Here is a 24,522-nt window from a genome sequence, read left to right as displayed (position 1 = left end):
CCGGCCGCCGCGCCGCCCGCGCCGGCGGGCCATGTCGTGAAGGCGCCGATGGTCGGCACCTTCTATCGCGCGCCCAACCCGGGCGCATCGCCGTTCGTCGAGGTCGGCCAGGCGGTGAAGGAAGGGGAGCCGCTGTGCATCATTGAAGCCATGAAACTGCTGAACGAGATCGAAGCCGACAAGGCGGGCGTCATCAAGGAAATCCTGGTCGAGAACGGCGAGCCCGTCGAGTACGGTCAACCCTTGTTTGTTATTGGCTAACTCATGTTCGAAAAAATCCTCATTGCCAATCGCGGCGAGATCGCCCTGCGCATACAGCGCGCATGCCGCGAACTGGGCATCAAGACGGTGGTGGTCCACTCGGAAGCCGACCGGGACGCCAAGTACGTGCGCCTGGCCGATGAGTCCGTGTGCATCGGTCCGCCGCCGGCCCGCGACAGCTATCTGAACATGCCGGCCATCATTTCGGCGGCCGAAGTGACCGACGCCGAAGCCATCCACCCGGGGTACGGCTTCCTGGCCGAGAACGCGGATTTCGCCGAACGCGTCGAAAAAAGCGGCTTCGTGTTCATCGGCCCCCGCCCGGAATCCATACGCATCATGGGCGACAAGGTCTGCGCCAAACGCGCCATGATCGAAGCGGGCGTGCCGGTGGTGCCGGGCTCCGAAGGGGCCCTGCCCGACGACCCCGAGGAAATCGTCAAGATTGCGCGCCAGGTCGGCTACCCCGTCATCATCAAGGCGGCGGGCGGCGGCGGCGGGCGCGGCATGCGCGTGGTGTATACCGAAGCCGCGCTGCTCACCGCGGTGGCGACCACTCGCAGCGAAGCGGGCGCAGCGTTCAACAATCCTGAAGTCTATATGGAGAAGTTCCTCGAGAACCCTCGCCATATCGAGATCCAGGTCCTGGCCGACGGCGGGCGCAATGCGCTCTGGCTGGGCGAGCGCGACTGCTCCATGCAGCGCCGCCACCAGAAGGTCATCGAAGAGGCCCCCGCGCCGGGCATTGCGCGCCGCCTCATCGAGCGCATCGGCGACCGCTGCGCGGAAGCCTGCCGCAAGATCAACTACCGCGGCGCCGGCACGTTTGAATTCCTGTATGAAAACGGCGAGTTCTATTTCATCGAAATGAACACCCGCATCCAGGTCGAGCATACCGTCACCGAAATGGTCACGGGCATCGATCTCGTGCAGCAGCAGATACTCATCGCCGCCGGCAAGAAGTTCACGCTGCGCCAGCGCGACGTCCAGTTCAAAGGGCATGCCATCGAATGCCGGATCAATGCCGAAGACCCGTTCAAGTTCACGCCCAGTCCCGGCCGCATCACCAACTGGCATACGCCCGGCGGCCCGGGGGTTCGCATGGATTCCCACGTGTTCAGCGGCTACACGGTGCCCCCCAACTACGATTCCATGATCGCGAAGCTGATCACCTACGGGGAAACACGCGAACAGGCCATCGCCCGGATGGACATCGCCCTGTCTGAAATGGTGGTGGAAGGCGTGCAAACCAACATCGCGCTGCACCGCGAGCTCATGCAGGACGTGCGTTTCCGCGAGGGCGGCACCAGCATCCATTATCTGGAGCACAAACTGTCCCAGCGGCCCTGACCGTCCGAATTCGTTTCAAGAAAACAGGGGCGCCGCCCCTGTTTTGCCAATGGAAGTCACTATGCGCGAACTCGTGCTCATTTGTCCCGAAGCGCAGGCCGAAGCCCTGTCAGACGCCTTGCTCGAGGCCGGCGCGCTTTCGGTCTCGGTCGAAGACGCCGATGGCGACACCGCCGCCGAGCAGCCCTTGTTCGGCGAGCCGGGGCTGGAGCCCGCCGTGCAGGCATGGCGGCGCAACCGCGTCGTGGCGCTGCTGCCCGACGGCCTGGACCACCGGCAATTGCTGGAACAGGTGCGCGACGCCGGCGTGGCCGACTACCAAGACGCGGACTGCCTGCTGCGCGATGTCCCCGACGCGGACTGGGTGCGCCTGACCCAGGCGCAATTCAACCCCATACAAGTGGCGGGGCGCATCTGGATCGTCCCGAGCTGGCACCGCGACAACCCCGACGTCCCCCGGGCCGGTTCAGGCCGGGGCCCGGCGGAAGACGGCGTCGTCCATATCGAGCTCGATCCGGGCCTGGCTTTCGGAACGGGCAGCCATCCCACCACGCACCTGTGCCTGGAGTGGCTGGCCGCCGACCTGCAGCCCGGATCCGCCGTGCTGGATTACGGCTGCGGTTCGGGTATATTGGCGATTGCGGCGGCAAAGCTTGGCGCCGGCCGGGTGGTCGCCGTCGACATCGACGAGCAGGCGGTCCAGTCTTCCGTCCATAACGCCCAGGCCAACCGCGTCGAGATCGCCGCCATGCTGCCGGATGCCCTGCCGCAAGGGGACTTCCAGGTCGTCGTGGCCAATATTTTGTCCAATCCCCTGAAGGTTCTTGCGCCCATGCTGGCCAACCGGGTGCGTCCCGGCGGCGACCTGGTGCTGTCGGGCGTGCTGGAGCGCCAGGCCGAGGAAGTCGCCCAGGCCTATGCGCCATGGCTGGCAATGAGCGTCTGGCGTGCCCGTGACGGCTGGGTCTGCCTGCATGGGAAACGCGCAGTCCAATGATGCAGGACTAATGGTTTACGTCTATGGAACTGACCACCCGCTGTCCGCAGTGCGGCACCACATTTTCCGCGAGCCTTGCGCAGCTGCAGCTGCGCAAGGGCTTCATTCGCTGCATCCACTGCGCGCACATCTTTGACGGCTACGAAGCCGTCGTGGCCGCCGAAAATCCGTCCGCGCCGCCGGCGTCCAAGATGACGGACGCACCTCCGGCGGCGTCTTTGCCGCCGGCGGCTCCGCCCGTCGCCGGGCCGCGCCCGGCTTCCGCAACGCCCGTGGGCAGGCCGGCTGAAACGCATGCGGGGCGAACGGCCGCCGACCGGGCCGGGGCGCCCGTCGCCGGGGAGGGGCGGTTCACGATTTCGGTGACGCCCGGCGAACCCGCCGCCCATGGCCGGCAGGACCCGGAGTTCAAGATCGGCGCGCCCGCCGCCCGGCAAGCGGACGGGCCCCGCGCCGACCACGAACCGCGCATCGGCCATGGGCCGCGCACGGAGCACGAGCCGCGCATCGATCATGGGTTGCGCGCCGGCCGGGAAGCGCGGGCCGACCAGGCGCCGCGCTTCAGCCAAGAACCGATCCACGGGCCGCGCATCGACCGGGCCGTGGATGCCGCCGGCCGGGAGCCCCGCGTCGGCGGTCCGTCCATCGGAGAGCCATCCATCGGGGGCGGCGCCGCCCCCGCGGGGCCCATCTATGTCGAGCCGCGCCGGCCGGCCCACGCTCCGGCGCCCGCCGATCAAAGCGACGACTATCTCGACGGCTCCGCAACGGTGTTTTCATCCTGGGCCAGAGTGTTCTGGGGCGTGCTGGTGGTGGCCGGGCTGCTCTTGCTGGCCGCCCAGGCGCTGTACGTGTACCGGGCGCAAATCGCCAACCAGATTCCGTCTCTGCGGCCCATGCTCGAACAGGCCTGCGTCTCGCTGGCCTGCAAGGTGCCTTATGCGCGCCGCATCGACCAGATCAGCGTCACGAGTTCCGCCTTGCGCGCCTCTCCCGCCGCGCCGGGGGAAGCGCCGGAAGGCGCGAGCCAGATGACGCTGCAATTCACTCTGCGCAACGCCTACGAGAAGCCGCAGGAGTGGCCCACCATGGTGCTGGACCTGAAAGATTTCTCGGGGACGCTCGTGGTCAGGAAAAACCTTGCGCCGGCGGAATACCTGGCGCCCGAAACCTTGAGCCGGCCCTTCCCGGCATCCAGCGAACTGACGGTCAGCCTGCCGATCAAGCTGGACGGGCTGAAGGTCAACGGCTATCAGCTCGACAAATTCTTTCAATAAGGTCATGTGATGACGGACAAAGTATTGGTGTGCGGTTCCGTGGCGTTCGACACGATCGCCGTGTTCGAAGGGCATTTCAGGGAACACATTCTTCCCGACAGCATTCAGTCGCTCAGCGTCTCGTTTTTCGTGCCCAGCATGCGCAAGGAATATGGCGGATGCGCCGGCAACATCGCCTACAACCTGCGCCTCCTGGGCGGCAACCCGATACCGGTCGGGACGGTGGGCGCCGATGCGGCGGACTACATCATCTACATGCAGCAATTGGGAATCGACACCAGCCTGATCCGCGTGCTGGCCGACATGTACACGCCCCAGTGCTTCATTACGACCGACCTGGACAACAACCAGATCGCGTCTTTCCACCCGGGCGCAATGACGCGTTCCGCCGAGAACGACTTGACCGGGCATCAGGCCTGCTGGGGCATCGTCGCGCCCGACGCCAAGGACGGCATGTTCGCGCATGCGCGCCGCCTGCACCGGCAGGGCATACCCTTCATCTTCGATCTGGGCCAGGCGATGCCATTGTTCTCGGGCGACGACATCAACGAGATGCTGGGCCTGGCCGACGTCCTGGCGGCGAACGATTACGAGGCCAGCGTCGTCGAACAGCGGACCGGCCGCAGCATGGCCGACATCGCGCAAGACCTGCGCGCCGTCGTGGTCACGCGCGGCGGCGACGGCGCCACCCTGTATGCCGACGGCACGCAAACGCACATCGACGCCATCAAGGTCGATCACATCGTGGACCCGACCGGCTGCGGGGACGCCCATCGGGCCGGGCTGTTGTATGGCCTTACACAAAATTGGGATCTGGAGGACGCCTGCCGTTTGGCGAATGTAATGGGCGGCTTTAAAATTGCTTCCAGAGGTCCACAGAACCACCGCCCGACGCGCGCCGATATCGGCTCGGCGTTGAACCGGCACTACGGGGTCAATCTGCTCCTGTAGGCAAGGCAGGCAGGCCGCCGTCGAAGGCTGCATGGGCGAGCCCTCGCGGAGCCGCCCATACGCCGGCGGCCGCCGCCTGCCGGGGCGGCTTTATGTTTCATCAGGAGCGCTAAATGGCTATTACTACTTTACCCACCCAGGGAATTCGCAAGGGGCGCGCGCTGGCCGTGGCGGCCGCGCTGAGCTCGCTGGCCATTCTGGCGGGGTGTGCCAACGACACGGCATCGTCCTCGGTCTACACCTACGGGCAGGCGCAGCGTGAACAGATCGTGCGCACGGGCACCGTGGAAGCCGTGCGCAACGTGACCATTCAAAAGGACCGGACCAGCGGCGCCGGCGTGGTGGCGGGCGGTGCGCTGGGCGGCGTGGCCGGCAGCGCGGTGGGGGGCGGCACGGGTCGTGTGCTGGCATCGATCGGCGGCGGCATATTGGGCGCGATGGCGGGCAATGCCGTCGAAAATCAAATGGGCAAGGAAGCGGGGCTCGAGATCACGGTCAAGCTCGACAACGGCGAGACCCGTGTCATTGCGCAGGCGGCCGATGTCGCGCTGCGCCCCGGCCAGCGGGTGCGCATCATCAGCGGCAATGGGCCTAGCCGAGTCGTGCCGATGTAAGGGGTAGGGCGCGGCCTCAAACCCCGAACAGCGAAAACGCCATGCTCTGCAGCACCATCATCGCAACCTGAGCCACGATCAGCAGCACCAGTGGGGAAAGATCCAGCCCGCCCAAGTTCGGCATGACGCGGCGTATCGGGTCCAGCATCGGCGCCGTCAGCGTTTGAAGCAAGGGCATGATGGGCGCCATGGGATTCACCCACGACAGAACGGCCTGGATCAGCGTCATCCAGAGGATGACGTTGAACGCCCACTTGAGCACCGTCAGCAACGCCGCCACCAGCGCTGGAGCGATGCTCTGCAGCGAAGGCAGCGTGCCCATGAACAGCGACCACGTCAGCAAAAGAAACAGCAGCGCAGTAAGCCAGCAGGCCACCAGGCTGGGCCAGTCCAGCTTGTTGCCGGCCGGGATCACCCTTCGCATGGGCAGCACCAGCCAGTTCGTCACCCGCAAGACCGCTTGCGCATAAGGATTGAAAGGATGCAGGCGTATGGCGAACATCCAGGCGCGCAGCAGCAGCGCGATACCGAATAGCGTGAAAAAGATGTTGATGATGAAGTGCAAGGCTTCGCTGAACATGTGATGCGCTACGGGTGGTGTCGAATGCGCCATTGTCGCATGCCGCAACCCCGTACGAAAGACAGTGTTGAAACGGAACTGCCCGGCATGGCCGGGCAGTTCCGAAGGTGCTGCGTGGCGGAGGGCCTATCAGGGGCGGCCGCCCGTGGGGAAGGGCCACGACGCGGCGGGATTGACGCTGGTCTTTGCGGCGGGCGCCGCGCCGGCGTCTTTCGCCGCCTTGGCAGCAGCCTTTGCGCTGGGCTTCTTGGCTGCGGCTTTCTTGGGCGCTTCTTCGGGTGAGCTCACCGCCTTCTTGGCCGCGGTGGCCGTCTTGGCGGCGGCCGCTTTCGTGGCGGGGGCGGCCTTCTTGGCTGCCGCTTTCTTGGCCGGCGCCGCTTTCTTGGCTGCCGCCTTCTTGGCGGGCGCGGCCTTCTTGGCTACGGCTTTTTTGGCGGCGGGCGCGGCCTTCTTGGCTGCCGCTTTCTTGGCGGGTGCGGCTTTCTTGGCCGCTGCCTTCTTAGCGGGCGCGGCCTTCTTGGCTACGGCTTTTTTGGCGGCGGGCGCCGCCTTCTTGGCGGCCGCTTTTTTAGCGACGGCTTTCTTGGCGGGCGCGGCTTTCTTGGCTACCGCCTTCTTGGCTGCGCTTGCGGTTTTCTTGGCGGGGGCTGCCGCTTTCTTTGCGGCGGTGGTGGACTTCTTGGCGGGGGCTGCCTTCTTTACTTCGTCAACTTTTTTTACCGCTGCTTTCTTGGCGCTTGCTGCCTTCTTTGCCGGTGCGGCTTTCTTGGCGGCCGGTTTGCTTGCGGCCTTTTTGGCTGTTGCCATAGTATTGCTCCTTGAGATCGAGTCTAAGAGAACGTCCACCCATTTGATATAGCCCCCACTGTTCGTGTGCGACCCATCTCAAATGGCGCATGCGTGCAAAGCATCATCGGCTTTGCACGCCTAGAGTCTAACGTAAGCTCTTGCTGTCTTCCAAGCTTTATTCCCAGCTTAAGGCTCCTCCGGTCTGATATTCGATCACGCGTGTCTCAAAAAAGTTGCGTTCCTTCTTCAGATCGATCATTTCGGCCATCCAGGGGAAGGGGTTTTCTTCTTGGCCGAAGAGCGGCTCCAGGCCGATTTGCTGGCAGCGCCGATTGGCGATGAAGCGCAGGTAAGACTTGAACATCGATGCGTTCAAGCCCAGCACGCCGCGCGGCATGGTGTCTTCGGCGTAAGCGTATTCGAGGTCCACCGCCTGCTTGAACAAGTGGCGCAGTTCTTCGCGGAACTCGGATGTCCAGAGATGCGGGTTCTCGAGCTTGATGGTGTTGATGAGGTCGATGCCGAAATTGCAGTGCATGGACTCGTCGCGCAGTATGTACATGTATTGCTCGGCCGCGCCCGTCATTTTGTTCTGCCGGCCCAGCGCCAGGATTTGCGTAAACCCGACATAGAAGAACAGGCCTTCCATCAGGCAGGCGAAGACGATGAGCGACTTGAGCAGCGTCTGGTCGGCTTCGGGCGTGCCGGTCTCGAAGTTCGGATCGGCGATGACGTTGATGAAGGGAATCAGGAACTCGTCCTTCGCGCGTATGGACGGCACTTCGTTGTACGCGTTGAAGATTTCGGCTTCATCGAGATCCAGGCTTTCGACGATGTATTGATAGGCATGCGTATGGATCGCTTCCTCGAAGGCCTGGCGCAGCAGGAACTGGCGGCACTCGGGCGCGGTGATGTGGCGGTAGGTGCCCAGCACGATGTTGTTGGCCGCCAGGGAATCGGCGGTCACGAAGAAACCGAGGTTGCGCTTGACGATGCGGCGCTCGTCATCCGTCAGGCCGTTGGGATTCTTCCAAAGCGCGATGTCGCGCGACATGTTGATTTCCTGCGGCATCCAATGGTTGGCGCAGGTGGCGAGGTATTTTTCCCAAGCCCATTTGTACTTGAAAGGCACCAACTGATTGACGTCGGTCTTGCCGTTGATGATGCGCTTGTCGGCGGCGCGCACACGGCCGCCGGTGTCGCCGGCCTGGGCGGCCGGGGGCGGAGCCATGGCGTCGTCCGCGCGCGCGCGGGTTGCGGGGGCCGCCGGCGTGGCGGCGGCCAGGGTGCTGCTGGTGTTGTCGTCCCAATTCAACATGGTGTTCGGCTTCCTGTATTCAAGTTTATTGGCAGGCTTCGCATTCTTCGAAGCCCTCGTCTCCGGGGCGCATGGTGCACACCGCGCCGACCACTTCGGCGGCGGGCAGGCCGGCCGGCGCGGCGGCGGATGCCGCGGGCGCATGCGAGGCCACGGCGTTGAGCTCGCCTCCGCGGCCGGTGGATTTTTCCGCGTTGGTGGCGCCGGTGGAGCGCAGGTAATAAGTGGTCTTGAGCCCGCGCACCCACGCCAGCTTGTAGACGTCGTCGAGCTTCTTGCCCGACACCCCGGCCATGAAGATGTTCAGCGATTGAGCCTGGTCTATCCATTTGGAGCGGCGCGCGGCGCACTCCACGATCCATCGCGGGTCGATCTCGAAGGCCGTGGCATACAGATTGCGCAGGTCCGCGGGGATGCGGTCGATGCGGGCCAGGCTGCCGTCGAAGTACTTCAGGTCGGCGACCATGACCTCGTCCCACAGCTTGCGTTCCTTCAGGTCGCGCACCAGGTAGTCATTGACCACCGTGAACTCGCCCGACAGGTTGGACTTGACGTACAGGTTGCGGTAATTGGGCTCGATGCAAGGGGCGACCCCGACGATGTTGGAGATCGTGGCGGTCGGGGCGATGGCGATGCAATTGGAATTGCGCATGCCGTGCCGCTGGATGTGGGCGCGCAGGCCGTCCCAGTCCAGCGTGCTGCTGTCGTCGACTTCGACGTAGCCGCCGCGTTCTTCGGCGAGCAGCTTCAGGGTGTCCTGGGGAAGAATGCCGCGGTCCCACAGCGAGCCCTTGAACGAGGAATAGGCGCCGCGTTCGATGGCCAGCTTGCTGGACGCGCGGTAGGCGTAGTAGCAAACGGCTTCCATGGACTGGTCCGAGAACTCGACCGCTTCCTGCGAGGCGAAGGGCACGCGCATGAGCAGCAGGCAGTCCTGGAAGCCCATGACGCCCATGCCCACGGGGCGGTGGCGCAGGTTGGAGTTGCGCGCCTTCGGCACGGCGTAGTAGTTGATGTCGATGACGTTGTCGAGCATGCGCATGGCGACGTCGATGGTGCGCTCGAGCTTGGCGTGGTCCAGCACGTAGCGGCCGCTGTCGTCGCGGCGCATGTGCGCGGCCAGGTTGACCGAGCCCAGGTTGCAGACGGCGATTTCGGTGTCGCTGGTGTTGAGCGTGATCTCGGTGCACAGGTTGGAGCTGTGCACCACGCCCACGTGCTGCTGCGGCGAACGGATGTTGCAAGGATCCTTGAAGGTGATCCAGGGATGGCCGGTCTCGAACAGCATGGACAGCATCTTGCGCCACAGCGACACGGCGGGAATCTTCTTGAACAGGGGCAGTTCGCCGCGCGCGACCTTGGCTTCATAGCCCAGATAGGCCTCTTCGAAGGCCTTGCCGTACTTGTCGTGCAGGTCGGGTGCGTCGGACGGCGAGAACAGGGTCCATTCGCCGTTTTCCATGACGCGCTTCATGAACAAGTCGGGAATCCAGTTGGCGGTGTTCATGTCGTGCGTGCGGCGGCGCTCGTCGCCGGTATTCTTGCGCAGTTCCAGGAACTCTTCGATGTCCAGGTGCCAGGTTTCCAGGTAGGCGCACACGGCGCCCTTGCGCTTGCCGCCCTGGTTGACCGCCACGGCCGTGTCGTTCACCACTTTCAGGAAGGGCACCACGCCCTGGCTTTCGCCGTTCGTGCCCTTGATATGGCTGCGCAGCGCGCGCACGGGCGTCCAGTCGTTGCCCAGGCCGCCGGCGTATTTCGCCAGCAGGGCGTTTTCCTTGATGGCGTCGTAGATGCCGGCGAGGTCGTCCGAGACCGTGGTGAGGTAGCAGGACGAAAGCTGCGAGTGCAGGGTGCCGGAGTTGAAGAGCGTCGGCGTCGAACTCATGAAGTCGAAGGACGACAGGGTTTCGTAGAACTCGATGGCGCGGTCTTCGCGGTCGATCTCGTTCAGCGCCAGGCCCATCGCGACCCGCATGAAGAACACCTGGGGCAGCTCGATGCGGCGCCCGCGCAGGTGCAGGAAATAGCGGTCGTACAGGGTTTGCAGGCCGAGATAGTTGAATTGCAGGTCGCGTTCCGCCTTGAGCGCGGCCGCCAGCTTTTCAAGGTCGAACAGAGCCAGCTTGGGGTCCAGCAGTTCGCCTTCGATTCCCGTCTTGATGAAGCGCGGGAAGTAATCCGCATAGCGGGTCGACATGTCCGATTGCGAGACCTCTTCCTGCAGGACCTCCTTGCGGATGGTGTGCAGCAGCAGGCGGGCGGTCACCTGGCTGTAGGACGGGTCGGTCTCGACCATGGCGCGGGCCGACAGAATGGCGGACTTGAAGACCTCGTCCACCGGAATGCCGTCATACAGATTCTTGACCGTTTCCTTCAGGATGGCGTCGGTGTCGATGGCTTCCGGCAGGTTCTGGCCGGCTTCTTCGATGGTCTTGCGCAGTTGGGCGAGGTCCAGCGGGCGCGACACGCCCTTGTCGGTGACGTTGAGGCCGGCGGGCTCGGCGCGCGGCTGCGACTCGGCCTGGCGCGCGCGTTCCTGGGCGCGTTTCTCGCGGTAGAGCACATAGGCGCGCGCGACGTCGTGTTCGCCCGAGCGCATCAGCGCCAGCTCGACCTGGTCCTGGATGTCTTCGATATGGAAGGTGCCGCCGCCGGGGCGATTGCGCACCAGCGCGTTCACGGCCTGCGCGGTCAGGTCCTCGACCAGTTCGCGGATGCGGGCGGAGGCCGCCCCTTGCCCGCCCTTGACCGCCAGGAAGGCCTTGGTCATGGCGATGGCGATCTTGCCGGGCTCGAAGCCGGCCACGGCGCCGTTGCGCCGGATGATCTGGAAGTTGCTCCATTGATTGCCGCTGCGCGCCGTGTCGTCGGCGGGCGCCCGATGGGCGGTCGTGGTGGGCGTGGATTCAACGGTGGATGTTGAGTGCATGAGGGCTCCTGGGCAGAAATTCGCGCGACTGCGGCGCGCGATCAACAGCGGATCTGGATGTTTGCCGCCGCCTGTCTGCATTTCCGCGAAAAATGGCTGAGGTGGCGTGCGTCAGGTTTTGACCACTAGATGTTGTGGTTCAATGTGTTTTGAGCACTAATTGTAGTGTCGGGGCGGGCGGCAGGCAAGCATAAAAGAACTTGATTTTTCTTAATTTCCGTGCATGCGCTGCCAAAAAAAAAGCGGCCTTGGCGCGTAAGTCCAAGGCCTATGGGCGGAATTGCTCGCGCCGGGCGTCAGGCGGGCACTCCGGAAAAATAATTGTGAGTTTTCATGACAGGGCCGTCCAGGGCGGCCAACAATTGCGCGAGCCGCTGTTGATAAATCTCGACGTTGGCCTGCTTCACATGCCCGAAGCCGCGCACTTTTTGCGGCAGGTCGGCGAGCTCCAGGGCGAGCTGGAAGTTCTGTTCGTCCAGCCTGTCGGTCATGGTGCGCAGCGCCGCCTGGTATTCACGCACCAGCCGGCGTTCCATCTTGCGTTCCGCCGTGTACGAGAAAGGATCGAGCCAGGTGCCGCGCAGCACTTTGCCATGGGCCAGCAGGCGGAACAGGCGCTCGGTGCCGGGCCCGAACGTCATTTTGCGCGGGATGCCGGTGCGCGGGTCGCGGCGGGCCAGCAGGGGCGGCGCCAGATGGAAGCGCAGGCTGAAGTCGCCCTCGAATTTCTCCCGCAGCTCGCGCCGGAAGTCGCCGTTGCTGAAAAGGCGCGCCACCTCGTATTCGTCCTTGTAGGCCATGAGCTTGTACAGGGATTGCGCGACCTTGGCCGTGAGCCGCGGGCGGGCGTTCGGGTGCAGCGCCCTTTCGGCAAGCCGCATGCGCTCCACGATCTCGGTGTATTGGCGGGCATAAGAGGCGTCCTGGTAGGCGGTCAGCGAGGCGCGGCACCGTTCCACGATGGCCTCCAGCGATTCGGGCGCATGCAGGGTGACGACCTGCTCGGCGGGCCGCGATTCGGGCGGCAGGGCCTCGGGCCGCGCCGCCGCCAGCCGACCCGTGCGGAAGGCCTCCTGGTTGGCCTGCACGGCCACGCCGTTCAGGACCAGCGCGTGCAGGATGGCTTCTTCGCTCAGCGGGATGTGGCCGCGCTGCCATGCGAAGCCGAGCATCATCATGTTGGCCAGGATGCTGTCGCCGAACTGGCGCTCGGCCAGCGCGTGCGCGTCCAGCGTCCAGGTGTTGGCCTGGCCCGCCGTCGCCCGCAGCGTGTCGATCAGTGGCTGGGCGTCGAGCCGGACGTCCGGATCGCGGGTGAATTCGGCGGTCGGAGCCAGATAGCTGTTGATGCTGGTCGCGGTCCGGCCCGGGTTCAAGGCCTGCAGCGCTTCGGGGCGATTGGCGGCCACGGCGTCGCACAATATGGCCACGTCGGCCTGCCGCGGATCGATCCGCACCGCGGCGGGAGAATGCGGCCCGCTGGACAGCCGGATGTGGCTGATTACCGTGCCTCCTTTCTGGGCCAGGCCCGTGACGTCCAGCACCGAGGCGGCACGCCCTTCCAGATGGGCGGCCATCGACAGGATGGCGCCCACCGTGATGATGCCCGTCCCGCCTATGCCCACCGCCAGGATGTTGCAGGTGTCGGGATGCTGCCGCGCGGGCGGCGGCGGCAGCGCGGACATCATCGCCCGCAGCCGCTCGCGGTCGTCGGAGCCGGACACGGCCGCCTTGCGCGGCTTGCCGCCGATGACGGAGACGAAGCTGGGGCAGAAGCCGTCGACGCAGCTGTAGTCCTTGTTGCAGCTCGATTGGTCGATGGCGCGCTTGCGGCCATAAGGGGTTTCGAGCGGCACCAGCGACAGGCAATTCGATTGCGTGCCGCAATCGCCGCAGCCTTCGCAGACCGCGGGATTGATGTAGAGCCGGCGCGCCGGGTCCGGGTAGGCGTTCTTCTTGCGCCGCCGGCGCTTTTCCGCGGCGCAGGTCTGGTCGTGTATCAGCACGGTGACGCCCGGGATGTCACGCAGTTCCCGCTGCAAGGCGTCGAGTTCGCGGCGATGGTGCACGCTGGTCCCGGCGGCCAGCGCCACGCCCTTGTACTTCTCGGGCTCGTCCGTCGTGATGACGACTTTCTTCACGCCTTCGCCCAACATCTGCTGGCAGATGCTGGGTACCGAGATTTTTCCGTCCACCGGCTGCCCGCCCGTCATGGCGACGGCGTCGTTGAACAGGATCTTGTAGGTGATGTTGGCCCCGGCCGCGACGGCCTGGCGGATGGCGAGGTAGCCGGAGTGGAAATAAGTGCCTTCGCCCATGTTCTGGAAGATGTGGGGCAGGGTGGTGTACCGCGACAGCCCGATCCAGTCCGCGCCCTCGCCGCCCATCTGCGTCAGCCCGCTGGTGTCGCGGTCCATCCAGGTCGCCATGTAGTGGCAGCCGACCCCGGCAAGGGCCTGGCTGCCCTCGGGCACTTTGGTGGAGGTATTGTGCGGACAGCCGGAACAGAAATAAGGGCGGCGGGTAAGTTCCGGGCCGGCGACCTTGCGGGACAGCTCGCGGATCCCGGTCTCGGCGGAGACGCCCTGGGGTTCAGCGGCGGAGGCGGCGCGCGCGGCGGCCGCGGCATCGGGGAAGACGCAGCCGGCGCTCTGGCGCAGCCAGCGGCGCAGGACGCTTTCCAGCAGGGCGGGGCTGAGCTGCCCTTCGCGCGGGATCAGCGCCTCGTTCTCCAGGTCGCGCTTGCCCACGACGCGCGGCCGGACGGCGGCGTTGAACAGGGCGTCCTTGATCTGGGTCTCGACGATGGGCGCTTTTTCCTCGATGACCAGAATATGATCCAGGCCTTTGGCGAAGGCCAGGAAACCCGGGGCGTCGATGGGCCAGCTGAGCCCGATCTTGTAGTGGCGCATCGGCGGCGGCGCGGTGCCGGCCGCTTGCACCGACAGGCGCGCGAGCGCCTCTTGCGCATCCAGGAAGGCCTTGCCCACGGTGACGATGCCGATGCGCGCCTCGGGCGCGGGGTCGATCATGCGGTCCAGGCTGTACAGGCGCGAGAAAGCCTTGACGGCCTCCAGCCGCCGAGCCATGCGGGTTTCGATCGCCGGCGTCAGGAATTCCCGTGCGCTGTACTCCAGCGCGCCGTCCTCGGTCGCCGGGCCCTCCTGCATGAAATCGGGTATGGGCTGCAACTCGAACGCCCGGCCGCTTTCCACGGTTTCGGTCACCGCCTTGAAGGCGACCCAGGACCCGCTGTAGCGCGACAGCGCCCAGCCCCAGCGGCCGAACAGTTCGTATTCCTCGATGGAGGCCGGATGCACGATGGGGATGTTCCAGGACAGCAGGGTGCTTTCGCTCGCGTGGGGGATCGACGACGACGCGGCGGTGTGGTCGTCGCCGACCACCAGCAGCACCCCGCCGTGGCGCGAGGCGCCCGCCGCATTGCCGTGGTGCAGGGCATCACCCGCGCGGTCCACGCCCGGCCCCTTGCCATACCACATGGCGAACACGCCATCCACTTTCTTGTCGTCCCTGACGCCCGCCTGCTGCGTGCCCATGACGATGGTGGCGCCCAGGTCTTCATTGATGGACGGCAGGAAACTGACCTGGTGGGTCTCCAGCGCTTCCCGGGCGCGCCACATGGCCATGTCCACCCCCGCCAGCGGTGAACCGCGATAGCCGGTGACGAAGCCGGCGGTGTTCAGGCCGCGCCGCCGGTCGGCGCGCCGCTGGGACAGCAGCATGCGGATCAGGGCCTGCGTGCCGGTCAGGAAAACGCGGCCGGACGTCGCGTTGAGGTTGTCTTCGAGTCGGTATTGGGTGTCGAGTTGTACAGCGGGCATGGTCGTCTCCAGTATGTTTCCATGGTAGAGAAGAGCGCCGCTGTTTTTATTGCTTAGTCCTAGCGTAGAATCCCTAGTTATTGAAATGTTTGTTTCGTTTAGGGACAAGAATGGATGCAATCGACATAAAAATCCTCACGCAGCTGCAACAAGACGGCCGTGCGTCCGCCCAGCAGCTGTCCGAGCGCGTGGGCCTGTCGGCCGCCCCGGTATGGCGGCGCGTGAAGGCGCTGGAAGCGTCGGCGACGATCCAGGGGTATTACGCCAAGGTCGATCGGCATAAAGTGGGCCTGCAAAGCTGCATGTTCACGCAGATCAGCCTCGATCGCCATTCGGCCGACATCGTCCAGAATTTCGAACGCTCGGTGCGCGACGCGCCCGAGATACTGGAGTGCTACGCGGTGACGGGAGACGCCGATTTCCTGCTGAAAATCGTGGTGCCGAGCGCGGAAGCCTACGACAGCTTCCTGCACCGCTTCCTGTTCAACCTGCCGGGCGTGCGCCAGACGCGCACCATCGTGGCGCTGCGGGAAATCAAGCACGACGTGCGGCTGCCCTTGTAGAAGCGCGGGCCTGGCCCCCGCCTGCTCAGGACGTGTACAGCATGGCCTTGGCCAATATGATGATGGCGATCATGTGGCTGAAGACGCTGATGTGGATGAATTTCACGCGGCGGGCGTTCAGCTTGTGCCGGGTGCCCCACACCATGGCGGTGATGAAGTGCCCCAGCACGCTGAGCGCCAGCAGGATCTTCAGGCTCAGCATCAGCGCGAAGGAAGACTCGAACGGGTGGGCCAGGACCATGCGGTAGTGCCAGGCCATGCTGATGCCGGCGCCGTACAGCACCAGCAGCACCCAGGGCATGATGCGCCGCGCCCGCCGGCCGATGGCTCTTTCGACGCTTTTCATGGCGTCGTGCTGGACGTCCTTCCGTATGCCTTCGAGAATCAGCACTTCGAAGAACACCGTGCCCACGAAGATGAAGGCGGCGAACAGATGCAGGGTGATGAGGACGGAATAATCCATGGTGGCCGATTCTATGACAGTGCGTAACAGGAGGGCGCCGTGCGCGATCGCCGCCGGCGCTTCGGGTAGAATGATTTTCAATTTTATGCCGGTCGCGCAGCGCTGCGCTTCGTCACCCTGCGCGACTTGTGGTTTTGCAAGGAAGAATCGATGCTCATGCACTTGTTGCGACGATGCCGGTCCACCGCCGCGGTGTGTGCCGCGGCCCTGCTTGCGGCATGCACGGCCCCCAGCCCCGCCCCCCGCGTCGAAACCAAGCCCAAGGAACCGCCGGCCTGCGTCCCGGCGGCGGCCAACGAAAAGGTGGCGGGAAATTGGCTCAGCGTTCGGACCCAGAAAGGCGTGACGGGCGAATTGCGCACCCTCATCACCCTGAACCCCGACGGCACCATGGCCTACACCGAACTGCTCAAGCGGGGCAAGCACCCCTCGCAAGGCCTGTACGAAGCGGGCTGCTGGAAACGCGAACAGCAAACCCTGACGCTGCAGACTTTGACCTCGAACGGCAGCCCGGTGGAATTCGACGACCCCATCTACACCAATCGCTACACCATCGTGTCGTCCACCGACAAGACGCTGGACCTGCGCAGCAGCGAAGGCGTGCTCCTGAAGGGCCGCCGCATGTCGCCGGGCTATCGCTTGCCCTTCTAGGGCCGGTGCCGCAGCGCCGCCGGCGCGGCCGGTTCTAGGCCTGGTACGCCGCGAGGCGGGCCAGGACCGTGTCCCGCCCCAACAGGGCCAGGACGGCGCCGATGGCCGGCGTCTGCTTCCGGCCCGTGACCACCAGCCGCAAGGGTATGCCCAGCTTGGGCATTTTCGCGTCGTGCCTGGCCAACACGTCCTTGATGAGCGCGTCCAGCGAGTCGGTGGTCCATGCGCTCAGACCGGCCGCCTCGGCGCGGAATTCGGACAGCAGCGTCCGTGCCTGGTCATCCAGATGCTGGGCCAGGAGCTCGGGAGCGGCCGGCTGATGGGGGCCGCAAAAGAGCAGGGCGCCTTCCGCCAGCTGGTTCAGGGTTTCCGCGCGGTCCTTCAGCAGGCCCATGACGGCCGGCAGGTCGACCGCGCCGGGGTCGCCGCCCCGTTCCCGTATGCGCGGCGCGACCAGCTCGGCCAGGTCGGCGTCGGCGCGCTGCTTGATGTAGTGCGCGTTGACCCAGTTGAGTTTCTTGGGGTCCCATTGCGCGGGCGATTTCGTCAGGTTGCGGGTGTCGAACCATTCCACCAGCTGCTCGCGCGTGAACAGTTCGTCGTTGCCATGGCTCCAGCCCAGGCGGGCGAGATAATTGATCATGGCTTCCGGCAGATAGCCCTGCTTGTCGTACTCCAGGAGGTTGACGGCGCCGTGCCGTTTCGACAGCTTTTCGCCGTCGGGCCCGAGGATCATGGGCACGTGGCCGTATTGCGGCAGGTCGGCGCCCAGGGCGCGCAGGATGTTGATCTGGCGCGGCGTGTTGTTGACGTGGTCGTCGCCGCGCAGCACGTGGGTGATCCTCATGTCCCAGTCGTCGACCACGACACAGAAATTGTAGGTGGGCGTGCCGTCGGGGCGGGCGATGATCAGGTCGTCGAGCTCGCTGTTGTCGAAGCTGATGGGGCCCTTGATCATGTCGTTCCAGCTGGTGGCGCCGTCCAGGGGATTCTTGAAGCGCACGACGGGCTTGCGGCCGGCGGGAACGGGCGGCAGCGTCTTGCCCGGTTCGGGCCGCCACGTGCCGTCGTAGCGCGGCTTCAGGCCGGCGGCGCGGGCTTTTTCACGCATGGCCTCGATTTCCTCGGGGCTGCTGTAACAGTAGTAGGCGGTGCCTTCCGCCAGCATTTTCGCGATCACTTCGCGATAGCGGTCCATGCGCTGCATCTGGTAGAAAGGGCCTTCGTCGGGCCGCATGTCCAGCCAGGCCATGCCGTCCAGAATCGCCTGCACCGCTTCCGGCGTCGAGCGTTCCAGGTCGGTGTCTTCGATGCGCAGCACGAAGACGCCCTGGTGATGGCGGGCGTAGGCCCAGGAGAACAGGGCGGTGCGGGCGCCGCCCAGATGCAGGTAACCGGTGGGTGAGGGAGCGAAGCGGGTGCGTACGATGGAAGTATTGGAGGTGGCCATGGCAAAAGTGAGACTGGGCAGCGCGGCGCGGCCGGCATGCACGGATGATCGCAATGCGCTATTTTAGAGTACACATCCATCATTGCTGAAACCGGGTAACGTATGCTGCGACACCGACTGGCCGCTCTGTTCGAACCGCGCACCGTATTGATCATCACCGACCGCCCCTTGGCGCTGGCGCAAGAGCCGCCGCGCTGGCTGCGCAATGCCCTGACGGTGGTCGAGGCCCCGCCGGGGTCCGAGCCCGGCGTGCCGGAAGCCCTGTGCGGCGTGGTCCCGGGTGCCAGGCTGGATCTCGCGCTGCTTTGCATCGATCCCGCGCTGCTGGGCCTTGCCTTGTCCCGGCTGGAACGCCATCGTCCGCGCAGCCTGGTCATCCTGCCGCACGACCGGCATTCGGAAGCGCCCGGCGACGACATCGAGCGGTGCCGGGCCTGGGGCGCCGAGCACGATTGCGCCGTGCTGGGCCCGCGCTCCTTCGGCATACAGCGCCCCCACCTGGGCCTGAACTTCAGCCACCAGCCGCAGGCCCCGCTGGGCGGCCGGGTGGCGCTGGTGACCCAATCGCGCTCCATCACCGCGGCCGTCCTCGATTGGGCGCGGGACATCCACCTGGGCTTTTCGGCGGTGGTCTCCCTGGGCGATGAAGCGGGCGTGGACGTCCCCGACGTGCTGGACTACCTGTCCATGGATTCCCGCACCGACGGCATCGCCCTTTACCTCGAAGAGCCCACGTCTTCGCGCCGCTTCACCAGCGCCTTGCGCGCGGCGGCGAGCGTCAAGCCGGTCGTGGTGCTCAAGGTGGGGCGCGACGGCGATTCCGATTCCGCCGAAGACGTCGTCTTCAACGCCTTGCTGCGCCGGGCCGGCGCGGTGCGCATACGCTATTTCGTGCAGCTGTTCTCGGCGCTCAAGGTCCTGGTCCACACGCGGCGGCCCCGGGGGCGCAAGATCGCCTTGTTCTCGAACGGCAAAGGGGCGTCCCAGCTCGCGCTGGACGTCATGGGCGGGCCGGAGTCCGTATCGCGGGCGGACCTGTCCCAGGCCAGCGTCAAGGCCTTGTCCGAGCTGCTGGAGCCGGGGTCGGACGCCCGCAACCCGGTCGTGACCTATGCGCGGATGGACGCCGACATCGTCCGGCAAGTGGTCGACATCCTTGCGACCGACCCGGGCGTGGACGGCGTGCTGGCGCTGCTGTGCCCCGATCCCCTGTCCGACATCGAGGGCGCGGCGCGGCAGCTGGCCCGCATGGCGCCCGAGGCGCGCAAGCCCATCATCACCTGCTTCCTGGGCGACGCCGGCATGCGGCCCTTGCGCCACATCCTGGACGCCGTCGGCACCCCGGCCTTCCGCACGCCCGAATCGGCCGCCAACGCTTTCGGCATTCTGGGCGCCTACCACTACAACCAGATGCTGTCGCAGCAGATACTGCCGCCCGAACCGCTGGGCAAGCTGCCGCGGCTGGACGACGCCCGCCGCATCGTGGGCGCGGCCCAGCGCGAGCGCAGGCGGGTCCTGACCCGGCAGGAATGCCGCGAGCTGCTCGACTGCTTCCACATGCCCCTGCGCTACGTGCATGGCCACGTCATGGTGGACGACACGCCGGAGGATCCTTACGACGACCCGCTGCCGATGGCCATCCGCGTTTCCCGCGACCCCAGGTTCGGCCCCTACATCGTCTTCGGTTCGGGCGCCCAGGACGCCTTGCTGGCCGCCGAGCAGCGGGCGGTGGAACTGCCGCCGCTGAACAGCTATCTGGCGCGCAAGCTGGTGCAGCGCAGTTCGCTGTGGCAGCGCGCGCTGCTGACGCAGATCACGCCGGCCGCCTTCGATTGCCTGATCGAAACGCTGGAGCGCGTGTCGCAGATGGTTTCCGAGCTGCCCGGGCTGGACGCCGTCGTGATCGATCCGCTGTACGCGAATGACGACAGCCTGGTGGCTTCGCTGGTGCGCATGGAGCTCAATAGCGCGTCCATGCTGGTGCTGCCCGAAACCACCGGCTATGGCCACATGGCCATCCACCCGTACCCGCGCCGCCTGGTGCAGTCCAAGGTGTTCAAGGACGGGCAGCCGTGGATGCTGCGCCCGATCCGGCCGGAAGACGCCGAGCCTTTGCAGGCGTTCATACGCGGGCTGTCGGACAAGTCCCGGTACATGCGTTTCGTTTCGATGCTGCGCGAGCTGACGCCGCGCATGCTGGCACGCTACACCCGCATCGATTACGACCGCGAGCTCGCCCTGGTCGCCACGGTGCAGGTGCCCAATCCGGAGCACCGGGGCCATCCGCGGGAACAGATCATCGGGTTCGCGCATTATTTGCGCAACCCCGACGGGCGGGGGGCGGAGTATGCGCTGGTCATCGCGGACGACTGGCAGCGCCGCGGGCTGGGGGCCCAGCTGATGCGCGGGCTGATCGATGCGGCGCAAGAGCAGGGCCTGACCTACATCGACGGCCTGGTCCTGGCCGCCAATCGGCCCATGCTGAGCCTGATGGACCATCTGGGTTTTCAGAATGATCCCGACGAAGAGGATCCGACGATGCGGCGGGTGTGGCTGGATCTGGGGGAAACGCGCCGGCCCTAGCCGGCCAGCACCTTGCGCAGGAAGACGGAGATGTCCGCGATCTCCTGCCCGCAAACCGAATGCGGCATCGGGTAGGTCTTCCATTCGACCGGATAGCCCATGTCCAGCAAGGCCTGGCAGGATGCCCGCGCGCGATCGAACGCGACGACCGGGTCCATCGTCCCGTGGGCCAGGAAAATCGGCGTCTGCTGATTGGCCGCATGGCGCTCGGCCGGCACCCGGCCGGCCAAGGGCAGATAGCCCGACAGCCCGATCATGCCCGCCAGCTTTTCCTCCAGCCGCAGCCCCGTCTGCAGCACCATGGCGCAGCCCTGCGAGAATCCCGCCAGCACGATGTTCGCGGTCGGGATGCCGCGTTCGTTTTCACGGGCGATCAGCGCCCGCAGCGCCTGTTCCGAGGCGCGCAGCCCCTGCTCGTCCTCGCGCGGCACCACGGCGGGATGGTAGATGTCGTACCAGGCGCGCATCGACATGCCGCTGTTGATGGTGACCGGCCGCACGCTCGCATGGGGAAAGACGAAGCGGACGGCCGGGCGGTTCGCCAGGCCCAGCTCGGGGACGATGGGCGCGAAGTCGTGCCCGTCGGCGCCCAGGCCGTGCAGCCAGATGACGGCGTGGGTGGGCTGTGGCCCGGTTTCGATTTCTATGCATTCAAGCAGCGTGTCGCTCATTCCTGCTCCGTGTCGGCGTCAAGGGATTTCAGCGCCTGGAAAAGGGCGCGGTAGTGTTTGCGTTGCGGCGCCTGGCCGGCTTGCAGCGCTTCGTTGGCGCGCGCTTCCTTGCGGCCTTCGCGTATCAGCGCGCGCAGATGCTGCACGTCGGCGCCGGGGTAATCATCCAGCAATTGCGTCAATGCGTCGTCATCGCGCAGCAGCAGGTCGCGCAGGGCTTCCAGGCGATGCATGGCCTGCGTCTGCTCGCGCGAGCCGTTTTCCCAGATATCCAGCTGGCGGCGGATGGCGTCCGCGTCGGCGTCGCGCATCAGCTTGCCCACGTAATGGATCTGGCGGCGCCGGCCTTCCCGGCTGGTGATGCGCTGCGCGGCGCGCACCGCGTCGAACAGCTTTTCGGCCAGCGGCAGTTGCTTGAGCTGGTCCGGGGATAGGTCCACCAGCTGCCTGCCCAGGTCCTGCAGGGCCAGCATGTCGCGCTTGACCTGGGATTTGCTGGGCCTGTCGTAGCCGTGGTCGGAAATGTCGGGCGGATTATTTGGCATGGCGCTGAAAAAAGTATCTTTTAATTGGCTATGATAACCGTCTCAACCGAAAGAGCATCAATGAGCGATCAATCCACATCCTCCCTACCCATTGCCGAAAACCAATCCCGTTTTCGCGATCTCGTCGGCCAGGCGCTGGCCCATGCCAAGACCCTGGGGGCCTCCGACGCGGCGGTCGAAGTATCGGAAAGCTGCGGCCTGTCCGTGTCGGTGCGCAACAAAGACATAGAAACCGTCGAACAGACGCGCGACCGCGCGCTGGACGTCACCGTGTTCGCCGGCCAGCGCCGCGGCTCGGCTTCCACCTCCGATTTCTCCGGGCAGGCGCTGCGCGAAACCGTGGAGGCCGCCTGGCACATCGCGCGCTACACGGCCGAAGATCCGGCCGCCGGGCTGCCCGATGCCGATCAGATCGCCACCGAGTTTCCCGATCTGCGCTTGCATCATCCCTGGCGGATCTCCGCCCAGGAGGCCGCCCGCCTCGCCATCGAGGCCGAAAGCGCCGCGTACGCGACCAGCGACCTCATCACGAACACGGACGGCGCCTCGGTCGACACGCACGAGGGCCACTTCGTGCTGGGCAACAGCCGGGGCTTTCTCGGCGGCTACGCCTATTCCCGGCACAGCCTGTCGGTCGCGCCCATCGCGGGGCGGGGCGCCAACATGCAGCGCGATTACTGGTACACCGCGGCGCGCGACGCCGGCCAACTGGCCGACCCGCGGGCGGTGGGCCGCTACGCCGCCGAGCGCACGCTGTCGCGCCTGTCGGCGCGGCGCATCAAGACGGGGCGGTTTCCCGTGCTGTTCGAAGCGCCGCTCGCCGTCGGGCTGCTGGGGGCGCTGGTGCAGGCGGCCAGCGGCGGCGCCTTGTACCGCAAGGCCAGCTTTCTGCTCGATGCGCTGGGCAGGCCCGTCATGGCCGATCACATCGACGTCGCCGAAAACCCCTTCATTCCCGGCGCCATGGGCAGCGCGCCCTTCGACAGCGAAGGGGTGCGCACGCGCGCCCGCGACGTGGTCGTGGGCGGGGTGCTCAACGGCTATTTTCTTTCCACCTATACGGCGCGCAAGCTCGGCATGGCCACTACCGGCAACGCCGGCGGGTCGCACAACCTGCGCCTGGCGTCGCGGCTGACCAGCCCGGGCGACGACTTCCGCGCCATGCTCAAGAAAATGGGCACCGGCTTCCTGGTCACCGAACTGATCGGGCAGGGCGTCAATTACGTCACCGGCGATTACTCGCGCGGCGCATTCGGGTACTGGGTGAAGAACGGCGAGATCCAGCACGCCGTCCAGGAAGTCACGATCGCGGGCAACCTGGCCGACATGTTCCGCCAGATCGCCGCCGTCGGCGCCGACGACATCACCCGCGGTTCCAAGACCAGCGGTTCGGTGCTGATCGAGCAAATGTCCATCGCCGGGAAATAGCGGCCGGCGCGCCGCCGCCGGCCCGGCCCTTGGTTACATCTTGCAGTACGGTGTATATTCCTTCCTGTTGTTGCTACAGCATAAGCGCAGTTTGTCCGAGAATCAGGAGACTACTCAATGCAGCGTCGTTCATTTCTTAAAAAAGCCGGTCTTGGCGCTGTGGCGGGTACCGCCGCCGTCGCGGCCCCCGCATTGGCACAAAGCAATCCTAAAATCAGCTGGAAGATGACCTCGTCCTACGGGCCCTCGCTTCCCCCGCTGTACTCCACCGCGGAACTGTTCTGCAAGATGGTCAGCGAAGCGACCGACGGCAACTTCTCGATACGCCTGTATCCCGCCGGCGAAATCGTGCCGGGCTTCGGCGTCATGGACGCGGTCGGCAACCGCACGGTGGAATGCGGCCAGACGGCTTCCTATTACTTCTACGGCAAGGACCCGGCCTTCTGTTTCGACACGGCCGTGCCTTTCGGCCTGAATGCGCGCCAGATGTACGCCTGGGTATACGAAGCGGGCGGCATGGCGCTGTTGCGCGAACTCTTCGCGCCGCGCAACATCGTCAACTTCCCCCTGGGCAATACCGGCACCCAGATGGGCGGCTGGTACCGCAAGGAAATCAAGTCGGTATCCGACCTGCAAGGCCTGAAGATGCGCACGGCCGGCTTCGCGGGCGAGGTCATGTCCCGCATGGGCGTCGTGCCGCAGCAGATTCCCCCCGGCGACATCTACCCCTCGCTGGAAAAGGGCACGCTGGACGCCGTCGAGTTCGTCGGCCCGGTCGATGACGAAAAGCTCGGCTTCCAGAAAGTGGCCAAGTACTACTATTATCCGGGCTGGTGGGAAGGTTCGGCGCAAGTGTCGCTCTATGTGAACGACGGCGCCTACAAAGAGTTGCCCAAAACCTATCAGGCCGTGATCGAAATGGCGTCGCGCGCCGCCGGCGGCAAGCTGCTGGGCGATTACGACGCCAACAACCCCGCCGCCCTGCGCCGCCTGATCGCCGGCGGCGCGGTGCTCAAGGCCTTCCCGCGCGACGTCATGGACGCGGCCTTCAAGGCTTCCGACGAAGCCTACAAGGAATTCTGCGCCAAGAGCGAGCATTTCAAGAAGATCCACGACCACTACATGGCGTTCCGCGACAGCGTCGTGCCCTGGTTCCGCGTGGGCGAAGGCTCTTACGACAACTACCTGGGCATCGCGCTGGCCAATCAAAAGAAATAAGCCGCGCCCTTCCTGTGAAACCGCCTTCGGGCGGTTTTT

General features: G+C 65.6%; 20 protein-coding genes. 11 read left to right on the top strand and 9 right to left on the bottom strand.

Annotation, left to right across the window (positions count from 1 at the left end; translation table 11 throughout):
• The 6 genes from accB to H0A72_RS16225 form a co-directional block, all read left to right on the top strand.
• On the top strand, positions 1 to 261 hold a 261-nt coding region (gene accB / locus H0A72_RS16250), incomplete at its 5' end, for an acetyl-CoA carboxylase biotin carboxyl carrier protein (protein WP_180157216.1).
• Positions 262 to 264: 3 nt separating this feature from the next.
• Positions 265 to 1,611, top strand: coding sequence for an acetyl-CoA carboxylase biotin carboxylase subunit (accC, locus tag H0A72_RS16245; RefSeq protein ID WP_180157214.1), 1,347 nt, complete (start codon positions 265 to 267; stop codon positions 1,609 to 1,611).
• Between the two features lie 61 nt (positions 1,612 to 1,672).
• Positions 1,673 to 2,608 carry a 50S ribosomal protein L11 methyltransferase gene (gene prmA, locus H0A72_RS16240; RefSeq protein WP_180157212.1) on the top strand — a complete coding sequence of 312 codons (936 nt, stop codon included), beginning with the start codon at positions 1,673 to 1,675 and terminating at the stop codon, positions 2,606 to 2,608.
• A 23-nt stretch (positions 2,609 to 2,631) separates the two neighbouring features.
• Entirely contained in the window at positions 2,632 to 3,885 is a 1,254-nt protein-coding gene (locus H0A72_RS16235; RefSeq protein WP_180157210.1) for a zinc-ribbon and DUF3426 domain-containing protein, read from the top strand.
• 9 nt (positions 3,886 to 3,894) lie between these two features.
• A complete protein-coding gene (locus H0A72_RS16230; RefSeq protein ID WP_180157208.1) occupies positions 3,895 to 4,836 on the top strand; it encodes a carbohydrate kinase family protein in 942 nt (313 codons plus the stop codon).
• A gap of 113 nt (positions 4,837 to 4,949) precedes the next feature.
• Entirely contained in the window at positions 4,950 to 5,450 is a 501-nt protein-coding gene (locus tag H0A72_RS16225) for an outer membrane lipoprotein (protein WP_180157206.1), read from the top strand.
• Positions 5,451 to 5,466: 16 nt separating this feature from the next.
• On the opposite strand, the gene H0A72_RS16220 is transcribed toward H0A72_RS16225, so the two are convergent.
• The 5 genes from H0A72_RS16220 to H0A72_RS16200 all read right to left on the bottom strand — a co-directional run bounded on the left by H0A72_RS16220 (position 5,467) and on the right by H0A72_RS16200 (position 14,911).
• Positions 5,467 to 6,030, bottom strand: a complete 564-nt coding sequence (locus H0A72_RS16220; RefSeq protein ID WP_180157204.1) for a YggT family protein — start codon at positions 6,028 to 6,030, stop codon at positions 5,467 to 5,469.
• Between the two features lie 129 nt (positions 6,031 to 6,159).
• Positions 6,160 to 6,837, bottom strand: a complete 678-nt coding sequence (locus tag H0A72_RS16215) for a histone H1-like DNA-binding protein (protein ID WP_180157202.1) — start codon at positions 6,835 to 6,837, stop codon at positions 6,160 to 6,162.
• A gap of 157 nt (positions 6,838 to 6,994) precedes the next feature.
• On the bottom strand, positions 6,995 to 8,137 hold the full coding sequence (locus H0A72_RS16210; RefSeq protein WP_180157200.1) for a ribonucleotide-diphosphate reductase subunit beta: 1,143 nt from the start codon (positions 8,135 to 8,137) through the stop codon (positions 6,995 to 6,997).
• A gap of 25 nt (positions 8,138 to 8,162) precedes the next feature.
• Positions 8,163 to 11,069 carry a ribonucleoside-diphosphate reductase subunit alpha gene (locus H0A72_RS16205; RefSeq protein ID WP_180157198.1) on the bottom strand — a complete coding sequence of 969 codons (2,907 nt, stop codon included), beginning with the start codon at positions 11,067 to 11,069 and terminating at the stop codon, positions 8,163 to 8,165.
• A 296-nt stretch (positions 11,070 to 11,365) separates the two neighbouring features.
• Positions 11,366 to 14,911 carry an indolepyruvate ferredoxin oxidoreductase family protein gene (locus H0A72_RS16200; RefSeq protein ID WP_180157196.1) on the bottom strand — a complete coding sequence of 1,182 codons (3,546 nt, stop codon included), beginning with the start codon at positions 14,909 to 14,911 and terminating at the stop codon, positions 11,366 to 11,368.
• Positions 14,912 to 15,021: 110 nt separating this feature from the next.
• Between H0A72_RS16200 and H0A72_RS16195 the strand changes: the two genes are divergently transcribed.
• Entirely contained in the window at positions 15,022 to 15,474 is a 453-nt protein-coding gene (locus tag H0A72_RS16195) for an Lrp/AsnC family transcriptional regulator (RefSeq protein ID WP_180157194.1), read from the top strand.
• 25 nt (positions 15,475 to 15,499) lie between these two features.
• Here H0A72_RS16195 and H0A72_RS16190 read toward each other — a convergent pair whose 3' ends face one another.
• Positions 15,500 to 15,937 (bottom strand): CopD family copper resistance protein, encoded by a 438-nt coding sequence (locus tag H0A72_RS16190; RefSeq protein WP_180157192.1) that lies wholly within the window; start codon positions 15,935 to 15,937, stop codon positions 15,500 to 15,502.
• 150 nt (positions 15,938 to 16,087) lie between these two features.
• Here H0A72_RS16190 and H0A72_RS16185 point away from each other — a divergent pair, with 150 nt between their 5' ends.
• Entirely contained in the window at positions 16,088 to 16,588 is a 501-nt protein-coding gene (locus H0A72_RS16185) for a hypothetical protein (protein WP_180157190.1), read from the top strand.
• A 34-nt stretch (positions 16,589 to 16,622) separates the two neighbouring features.
• On the opposite strand, the gene gltX is transcribed toward H0A72_RS16185, so the two are convergent.
• Complete coding sequence (gene gltX, locus H0A72_RS16180) at positions 16,623 to 18,038, bottom strand: glutamate--tRNA ligase (RefSeq protein WP_180157243.1); 1,416 nt, start codon at positions 18,036 to 18,038, stop codon at positions 16,623 to 16,625.
• A gap of 102 nt (positions 18,039 to 18,140) precedes the next feature.
• On the opposite strand from gltX, the gene H0A72_RS16175 reads away from it, so the two are divergent.
• Positions 18,141 to 20,621, top strand: coding sequence for a bifunctional acetate--CoA ligase family protein/GNAT family N-acetyltransferase (locus H0A72_RS16175; RefSeq protein WP_180157174.1), 2,481 nt, complete (start codon positions 18,141 to 18,143; stop codon positions 20,619 to 20,621).
• On the opposite strand, the gene H0A72_RS16170 is transcribed toward H0A72_RS16175, so the two are convergent.
• Entirely contained in the window at positions 20,618 to 21,292 is a 675-nt protein-coding gene (locus H0A72_RS16170) for an alpha/beta hydrolase (protein WP_180157172.1), read from the bottom strand. The genes H0A72_RS16175 and H0A72_RS16170 overlap by 4 nt on opposite strands.
• On the bottom strand, positions 21,289 to 21,837 hold the full coding sequence (yjgA, locus tag H0A72_RS16165; protein ID WP_180157170.1) for a ribosome biogenesis factor YjgA: 549 nt from the start codon (positions 21,835 to 21,837) through the stop codon (positions 21,289 to 21,291). Before yjgA ends, H0A72_RS16170 begins: the two co-directional genes overlap by 4 nt.
• 60 nt (positions 21,838 to 21,897) lie before the next feature.
• Here yjgA and pmbA point away from each other — a divergent pair, with 60 nt between their 5' ends.
• Positions 21,898 to 23,265 (top strand): metalloprotease PmbA, encoded by a 1,368-nt coding sequence (gene pmbA, locus H0A72_RS16160; protein ID WP_180157168.1) that lies wholly within the window; start codon positions 21,898 to 21,900, stop codon positions 23,263 to 23,265.
• Between the two features lie 117 nt (positions 23,266 to 23,382).
• Positions 23,383 to 24,483 (top strand): TRAP transporter substrate-binding protein, encoded by a 1,101-nt coding sequence (locus H0A72_RS16155; RefSeq protein ID WP_180157166.1) that lies wholly within the window; start codon positions 23,383 to 23,385, stop codon positions 24,481 to 24,483.
• The last annotated feature ends 39 nt before the right edge of the window (positions 24,484 to 24,522 follow it).

This window comes from Parapusillimonas granuli, assembly GCF_013416525.1.
GTDB lineage: Bacteria > Pseudomonadota > Gammaproteobacteria > Burkholderiales > Burkholderiaceae_B > Parapusillimonas > Parapusillimonas granuli.
The sequence above is the reverse complement of the archived record's forward strand: the minus strand, read 5'-3'. Positions and strand labels throughout refer to the sequence as shown.